General features: G+C 59.8%; 6 protein-coding genes. All 6 read left to right on the plus strand.

Annotated features, from left to right (window positions below; all coding sequences use genetic code 11):
- Positions 1-554: adenylyl-sulfate kinase (cysC, locus tag AC11W3_RS14290; protein ID WP_484093213.1), on the plus strand; the 554-nt coding region annotated here is incomplete at its 5' end.
- On the plus strand, positions 551-2359 hold the full coding sequence (locus AC11W3_RS14295; protein ID WP_484089622.1) for a GTP-binding protein: 1809 nt from the start codon (positions 551-553) through the stop codon (positions 2357-2359). The genes cysC and AC11W3_RS14295, both read left to right, overlap by 4 nt.
- A 312-nt stretch (positions 2360-2671) precedes the next feature.
- Complete coding sequence (locus AC11W3_RS14300) at positions 2672-4621, plus strand: polysaccharide biosynthesis protein (protein WP_484089623.1); 1950 nt, start codon at positions 2672-2674, stop codon at positions 4619-4621.
- A 95-nt stretch (positions 4622-4716) separates the two neighbouring features.
- Positions 4717-5103 carry a GxxExxY protein gene (locus tag AC11W3_RS14305; RefSeq protein WP_484089624.1) on the plus strand — a complete coding sequence of 129 codons (387 nt, stop codon included), beginning with the start codon at positions 4717-4719 and terminating at the stop codon, positions 5101-5103.
- A gap of 65 nt (positions 5104-5168) precedes the next feature.
- The gene (locus AC11W3_RS14310; protein WP_484093214.1) at positions 5169-6806 is read left to right on the plus strand and encodes a capsule assembly Wzi family protein; all 1638 of its coding nucleotides are present in this window, start codon (positions 5169-5171) and stop codon (positions 6804-6806) included.
- Positions 6807-7164: 358 nt separating this feature from the next.
- On the plus strand, positions 7165-8031 hold the full coding sequence (locus tag AC11W3_RS14315; protein ID WP_484089626.1) for an ExeA family protein: 867 nt from the start codon (positions 7165-7167) through the stop codon (positions 8029-8031).
- Positions 8032-8040 lie beyond the last annotated feature (9 nt).

The following is an 8040-nucleotide window of genomic DNA, read 5'->3' on the forward strand; positions in this document are numbered from 1 at the left end:
TCTCCAAGGAGGACTACTGCCGGCGCAACGGTCACCCGTCGCGGGTCCTGTGGTTCACCGGGCTCTCCGGATCGGGGAAATCGACCCTTGCCCATGCCGTGGAGGAGCGGCTCTTCGAGAGGGGGTGGTACACCTACATCCTCGACGGTGACAACATCCGCCATGGCCTCAACGGTGACCTCGGCTTTTCCGAAGACGACCGCCGGGAAAACATCAGACGCATCGGGGAGGTCTCCAGGCTCTTCACCGATGCCGGCGTCGTGGTGCTGGCTGCATTCATCTCCCCGTACAGGGAGGACCGCGACCGGGTGCGGGGACTGTTCGACCCGAAGGAATTTGTGGAGATCTACGTCAAGTGCCCCCTCGGCGTCTGCGAAGAGCGTGACCCCAAGGGGCTCTATCGCAAGGCACGCGCCGGGCAGCTTCCCGAGTTCACAGGGATCGACAGCCCCTATGAAGAGCCGCATCGCCCCGAACTGGTGATCCATACCGGCGAGATGGACATCGCCAGATCCGTAAGCAAGGTTTTGGACTTCCTAGGAGTCAGCCCGTGAACGAAATCCCGAATCCCCAATCCCCAATCCCCAACACCGAACGATTCCAGATCGTCTTCGCAGGGCACGTGGACCACGGCAAGTCCACCCTCTTGGGGAGGCTCTACGCCGATACCGATTCCCTCCCCGACGGCCATCTCGAAAAGGTGCGGCAGATCTGCGCCAAGCAGGGGAAGGTCTTCGAGTACGCCTTCCTATTCGACGCCTTCCTCGAGGAGCAGGAGCAGGGGATCACCATCGACACGGCCAGGACCTTTTTCAGCTGGCAGGAGAGACAGTACCTGATCCTCGACGCCCCGGGGCACAAGGAGTTCCTGAAGAACATGATCTCCGGGGCCGCCCGGGCCGAGGCGGCCGTCCTCATCATCGACGCGGCCGAAGGGGTGCAGGAGCAGTCGAGGCGCCACGGCTACATGTTGAGCCTGCTGGGGATCCGCCAGCTGGTGGTCGTGGTCAACAAGATGGACCTGGTCGACTACGACGAGACGGTCTTCAACGGGATCCAGCGCGATTACCGGGATTTTCTCAAAGAGCTCCGCCTCTCGCCGCAGCACTTCATCCCCGCCAGCGCGCGCCACGGGGACAACGTCGCCCGCAGGAGCAAGCTCATGCCCTGGTACCAGGGCCCGAGCCTCCTGGAGAGCCTGGCGGCCTTCGTGAAGCTTCCGGCCCGCACGGACCTTCCGCTGCGCTTTCCGGTACAGGATGTCTACAAGTTCGATACCCGCCGGATCATAGCGGGGAGGGTGGAGACCGGGGAGCTGAAGGTCGGCGACACCCTGGTCTTCTCTCCCTCGAACAAGACCGCGCAGGTGAAGACCATCGAGGCCTTCAACGCCTCCACCTTGCTGCGCAGTGTCGAGGCCGGACGCTCCACCGGCTTCACCCTCAGCGAGCAGATCTTCATCGAGCGCGGGGAAATCGCCTCGCTTAAAAAGTCGCCGCCGGAGGTCTGCTCCAGGTTCCGCGCCAACGTCTTCTGGATCGGCAAGGATCCGCTGGAGAAGGGGAGGAAGTACCAGCTGCGGATCAACACCAACGAGGTCGATATGGAGGTTGACTCCATCATCGGGATCATCGATGCCTCCACCCTGAGCCCCGTCGAAGGGCAGGACCACCTGAAGCAAAACGACGTGGCCGAGGTCATCATCGAGACCAGGAGACCGGTGGCCCTGGATCGCTATTGCGACATCGACGCCACCGGCCGCTTCGTGATCATCGACGGTTTCGACATCTGGGGCGGCGGCATCGTCATGGAGCCGCTGCAGGACGCGCAGGAACTTTTCAGACGCGAGGCGCGGCAGCGGGATATCGAGTGGCGCCAGGGCGAGGTCGAGCTCTGCGAAAGGGTCCAGCGCAACGGTCATTACCCCGGAGCCATCCTCTTCACCGGGGAGCGGGGCAGTGGCAAGGCACGCCTGGCCCGCAGGCTGGAGCGGCGCCTGTTCAACGCAGGGAGGCAGGTCTACCTGTTGGACGGCAAGAACCTGCAGATGGGACTGGGCCGGGACCTGAGCGAGAAGAGTGACGAGGAGATGGTGCGGCGTTTCGGCGAGGTGGCCCAGGTGCTCCTTCGCGCGGGGCAGATCGTGGTGGCGACCACCAATACCTTCTCCCTCTCCGACCACCACATCATCCGCACCCTGGTCCATCCCCACCCGGTGGTGACCGTGCACATTTCCTTCAGCGATGATGAACCGCCGGAGAGTACCGACCTCGGCTTCGTGGCAGGGGAGGATCTCGACCTCGAGATGCCGGTGCGAAAGATTCTGGAGAAGATGGAAGAAAAGAAAATCCTGATCTGAACTCAGCCGGATGGTGCAAGTGTCAGTAATTCTACTCGCTGGTTCTGTCTTAGAGACGTCTGTTTCCGGCTCTGAGAGTAAAAAACGAGCTCACATCAATGGCATAGCTACTGTCTCTGCCAGTCAGCCTTTTCCGTAATATACAGGGCGATATATGCGGTATCTCATTGAGATCTTTTTTATTAAGCATGTTAAATTTTCTCCCATTGATTTTCTCTAACCCCATGTTATAGTCGTTGACGTCGGAGTTTCGCCCCCGGACCGCGGGGTGCTGCCTGCTCTGAACCATCCGAATCTTCCGTGGGGGGCGAAATGTTTCGAGCAAAGAGGATGCTGGTTTTCTTTCTTGACGTCGTCCTGATCGCCGCTTCACTGACTTTTTCCTTCCTGCTCCGCTTCGACTTCTACTTCCCCGAGGCCCAATGGAACATGTATCTTCAGGGTCTCGCCGTCGCCCTGGTCGCCAAGCCCATTCTCTTTGCCGCCTCCGGCATGTACCGCAACATCTGGCGCTACGCCTCGCTGCAGGACGCCTACGAGATATTCAAGGTGGTGACCTTCTCGTCGCTGGTATCGGCCTTCGTGCTGGTCTTCATGAAGGGGCCGTTCGCCATGCCGCGCTCCATCTACGTGCTCGACTGGTTCGTTTTGTTCGCCCTGGTCGCAGCCAGCCGCCTCATCTGGAGGATCTACCGGGAGATGAGGTTCTTCCCCTCGCTGCGCAAGGGGAAGCGGACCCTGATCATCGGGGCTGGCGACGCCGGGAACCTCCTTCTCAGGGAAATCAGGAAACAGGCTAGTTCACCGTACAACGTGGTCGGTTTCGTCGACGACGATCCGGAGAAGCGCGGGCTGCGCCTTTCCGGGGTACGGGTGCTGGGAGGGACCAACCGGCTTCGGGCCCTGGTCCGGACCCACCGGGTCGAGGAGGTCATCTTCGCCATTCCTTCCGGGGACGCGGCGCTGATGCGGCGGGTGATCGCCAACTGCGAGCGGGCCAAGGCCCGTTTCAAGACCCTCCCCGGCATCACAGCCATCATCGACGGCAAGGTCTCCGTCTCCCAGATCAAGTCCGTGGAAATCGAGGACCTGCTGGGGCGAGAACCGGTCGTACTCGATCAGACGGCCATCCGCAGCTACCTGACAGACAAGAGGGTACTGGTGACCGGGGCGGCCGGGAGCATCGGGAGCGAGATCTGCCGGCAGGTGGCCCGTTTCAATCCCGCCAAGATCGTCCTCTTCGACAACGCCGAGACGCCGCTCTTTTTCATGGAGAAGGAGCTGGCGGAATCCCACCCTGACCTCAGGATCATCCCCATAGTCGGCGACGTGAAGAGCCGGGACCGGGTGGAAACGGTCTTCGACGAGTTCAACCCCGAAGTCGTTTTCCATGCCGCAGCCTACAAGCATGTGGCCATGATGGAGTACAACCCCACCGAGGCGGTGCTTAACAACGTCATGGGGAGCAAGATCGTCGCCGACGCCGCGCACAAGTACAAGGTGCACAACTTCGTGATGGTATCGACCGACAAGGCCGTCAATCCCACCAACGTGATGGGAGCCAGCAAGCGCAGCGCCGAGATCTACGTCCAGTCGCTGGCCCAGACCAGCAAGACCAAGTTCACCACCGTTCGCTTCGGGAACGTCCTGGGGAGCAGCGGCAGCGTCATCCCCCTCTTCAAGGAGCAGATCCGCCAGGGGGGGCCGGTTACGGTGACGGACAAGGACGTGGTGCGCTACTTCATGACCATCCCCGAGGCCTCGCAGCTGGTGCTGCAGGCCGGCTGCATAGGGAAGGGGGGCGAGATCTTCGTGCTCGATATGGGCGAGCCGGTACGGATCCTGTCGCTGGCCGAGGAATTGATACGTCTTTCGGGGCTTGTGCCATACAAGGAGATCGATATCGCCTTCACCGGATTGAAGCCGGGGGAAAAGCTTTTCGAGGAACTCCTTCTTGACGGGGAGGGGATAAAGCCTACCACCCACCGGAAGATACGGGTGATGGCCCCCGTGGAGACCGACCTGAAGAGTACCAGTGCCGCGCTGGAAGAGCTCTTCGAACTGGCGAGGAACTGTGACCTCAGCGGGGTTATCAAGGCCTTCCAGGAGGTGGTGCCGGAGTTCGTGCCGCGTTACAACTTCGAAGGAGTGGCTCCCCCCCCGGCCTTCCAGCGTGTCCGGCCTGATCTCTTCCCGCCCCAGAAGCCGAACTTCGTCCGCAACCTCAGGGTGGCCAGCCCCAACGAGGGTTCGGCGGCTTGAAACCCGAAAGGCGCTTAACAGGGATGGACAGGATGAACGGGATAAAAACCTAAAAGTTTTGTACCCAAAGCTGGCCCTGTCCGGAGATATCTCTAGTGTCACTCATTCACGAAGGTCTAACGCGGAAGATCCTCGGTGTCTGCTTTGATGTCAGCAACGAACTCGGGTGCGGGTTCCTCGAGTCTGTCTACCAAAATGCTTTGATGGTCGCACTTGTTGATGCTGGTTTGAATGCGGAGCCACAGGTCCGACTGAATGTGCAATTCCGTGACCGAATCGTCGGTGAGTTTAGCGCTGACATAGTGGTTGAAGAGAAAGTGTTGCTGGAGCTGAAGGCCGTGAAGGCTCTTGCTCCCGAGCACCTGGCTCAGGTCATTAACTATCTTAAGGCAACGGGACTAGAGGTTGGCCTTCTCCTGAATTTTGGGACTCCGAAGCTTGAATACCGTCGTCTGGGCAATAAGTCTTTCACCGTGATTTGATATTATTTTTGCTTTTATCATGTTCATCCTGTCCATCCCTGTTAAACGCCTTTTATGGTTTTTTGATGAATGCAATGAGATTGGCGTTACTGACTGTCTATGCAGTGCTGGTTTTCACCGGGCCCGCCTTTGCGCTCTCCTCTGCGAACATCCCTCTGGACAGCCCGATCTACCTCTACCTCGAGAAGCTCTCCGGCTTCGGCCTGGTGACCAGCGACATCAGGGGGATCCGTCCGTACTCGAAAAGCGAGGCGGCAAGACTCCTCCTTGAGGCCGAAGAGCGCCTCCGCTCCGGAACCTACCCACCGATGGCCCGCGAAATTACCTCGCGGCTGCGGGAACTCATCCCACGCGAAGCATCCCTTTATCATTCGCCGCAAGACGCGCCTCCCTTCGACCTGAACCCCGTCTCCAACGCCAGGCTGCGCTATGTCTATCTTGACGGAGCCCCCCGGAGCTATTTCCGCGCCGCCCATGACCCCGGCAACGAAGGGTTCTTCGGCATCGGCAGCGGCCTCAGACCGAAGAACCCTTATCCGTCCCCGGTTCAGCAGCACGGCAGCGAGGGGACCCCTCTTTTCGAGAATAACGAGGGGGTCATCTACGACTCCGGCAGTAATTTCGACTTGAGGTTCAGCACCGAAGCCTATCTTGGCAAGTTCGCCGCCGGGCTCGTCGAGCCCATGCTCCTTTGGTCGGACGCCAGCGATGCTACGAGGCTTCGGCTGGACAAGGGATACGTGAAGCTGGGCGGAGAGGGCGTGGAACTCGAGGTCGGGCGGGACGAGAACTGGCTTGGCCAAGGCTACCGCGGTGCCCTAACCCTCACCAACAATGCCCGGAACTTCGACCTCATCAAGCTATCCAGCCCTGAACTCGTCACCAGCCGCTACCTCTGGGACCTCAAGTACACCCTGATCTTCGCGCGCTTCGAGAAGACGGTTACCGACGGCCAGACGCGGCAGCCATATTTTATGGCGGCGAAGGTCTCATTCAAGCCGATCAGTCACATCGAGCTCGGCTTCAACCTGGGGCGGCAGGTCGGAGGGCCGGGGGTGGATAACGGCACCGTCGAGACCTTGCGCGGGCTGATCGGCGGGTTCAATAACGACAACTCCAACAGCGTGGCCGGCTTCGAGCTGAGGTTCAGGATTCCTTTTCTCCGCAATACCGAAATCTACGGCGAATATTCCGGCGAGGATGCCGCCTCCTTCTGGCCCATCGTTGAGAGCTATGTCGCCGGTTTCTACGTTCCGCGGCTTACCGCCAGCGGAAGGGACGACCTGCGATTCGAGTACTTCCTGGGGAACAACATCCTCTACACCAGCGGCATATACCCCGGTGGCTATGAGCGATACGGCCTCCCCGTCGGCCACTCTCAAGGAGGCGGGACCCAGGAGTTCTTCCTGCGTTACAGCCACTGGTTTTCTCCCAGGAACAACCTGGCGCTGGAATGCTACCGTACCACACGCGGGGACTACGGCCGCGTAACCATAGACGCCACCGGCAAGTTTGACCCCAACGGGGAGATGCAGGCCATAGAGCGAAAGGTAGCGGTGCGGGCCTTCTGGACCCTTCCTGTTGTCGGGGAGTGGAACGCGCTTCTCTCCTATGGCAGGGAGTGGATTGATAACCTCAACCTCCACCCTGGTGTCAGCAGGGAGAACCAGCTTGTGCGGGCGGAGCTGACGTACAGGTACTAAGGGCGATCCCGCTCACGAAAAGCCGCTCATGCAAAGCCGCAAAGGCGCCAAGAATACCTGAAGTTTCACACCCACGTTTATCCTGAAACGATATCCTGAAGCATTCCCCTAAGTCTTAACTCTATGATGCTTTAGTTTTTGAACTTCTTCGCGCCTTAGCGTCTTTGCGTGATTGCTTTGGTTTTATCCTGTTTATCCTGTCCATCCCTGTTAAACGCCTAAGTCCTCGAAGTTAAGTTTTGAAGTTCTTTGCGCCTTAGCGCCTTTGCGTGACCGGTTTGCCCTTGTCTTTCCCCATACTTTCGCGGTATATTCCCAGGTCTACTAACGGCAGCCACCCCAAGGATGCGCACCCGCTATGTACTGTGAATTTTTCGGATTCAGGGAAAGCCCCTTCACCATCACGCCGAACCCGCGCTTTCTGTTCATGAGCGACCAGCACCGTGAGGCGTTCGCCCACCTCCTGTACGCGGTGGAGTGCCGGGCCGGGTTCGTGGAGCTGACCGGCGAGGTGGGGACGGGGAAGACCACCCTGCTGCGTACCTTCCTCAACCGCCTGGACTCGGAGGGGCACCGGACCGCCCTGATCTTCAACCCCTGCCTCTCTTCCCTTGAGCTGCTGAGGACCATCAATCGGGAATTCGGCGTCGCCTCCGATCTGGAAAGCCGGATCGAGTTGCTGGAGGCGCTGAACAATTTCCTCCTGGAGCAGAAGAGTGCCGGCCGCAGCGTAGTGCTGGTCATGGACGAGGCACAGAACCTGGCCCCGGACGTCCTGGAGCAGATCCGTCTCATCTCCAACCTGGAAACCGAGACCGACAAGCTCATCCAGATCGTGCTCTCCGGGCAGCCGGAACTTCTCACCGTTCTCGGGCGCGAAGAGCTCAGACAGTTGAACCAGCGGATCACGGTACGTTACCACCTCCTTCCGATGGACTTCGACAGCATGGCGCGCTATGTCGACCATCGTATGGAACTTGCCGGCCGCTTCAGGGCCGCCGAGTTCAGCAACGCCGCGTTGAAGAAGATCTACCGCTACTCAGGCGGAGTCCCCAGGCTGGTCAACGTGGCCTGCGACCGGGCGTTGTTGATAGGTTTCACCGAGGAAAGCCGTGGCATCTCCGGGAAGATGGCAGCCCAGGCCATCTCCGAGGTTGTTGGCCGTACTCCCTATGCCAGAGGCATGGCCTTCTTCACCCGCATCCTCCGCTATCTGCCTAAGTGAATTCGTGAA

This window comes from Geomonas sp. (assembly GCF_056994735.1).

What these genes read in the sequence shown, in the direction of transcription:
- AC11W3_RS14300 (WP_484089623.1), top strand. Translation starts at nt 2,672, where the DNA reads ATGTTTCGAGCAAAGAGGATGCTGGTTTTCTTTCTTGACGTCGTCCTG.
- AC11W3_RS14315 (WP_484089626.1), top strand. Translation starts at nt 7,165, where the DNA reads ATGTACTGTGAATTTTTCGGATTCAGGGAAAGCCCCTTCACCATCACG.
- AC11W3_RS14310 (WP_484093214.1), top strand. Translation starts at nt 5,169, where the DNA reads ATGAATGCAATGAGATTGGCGTTACTGACTGTCTATGCAGTGCTGGTT.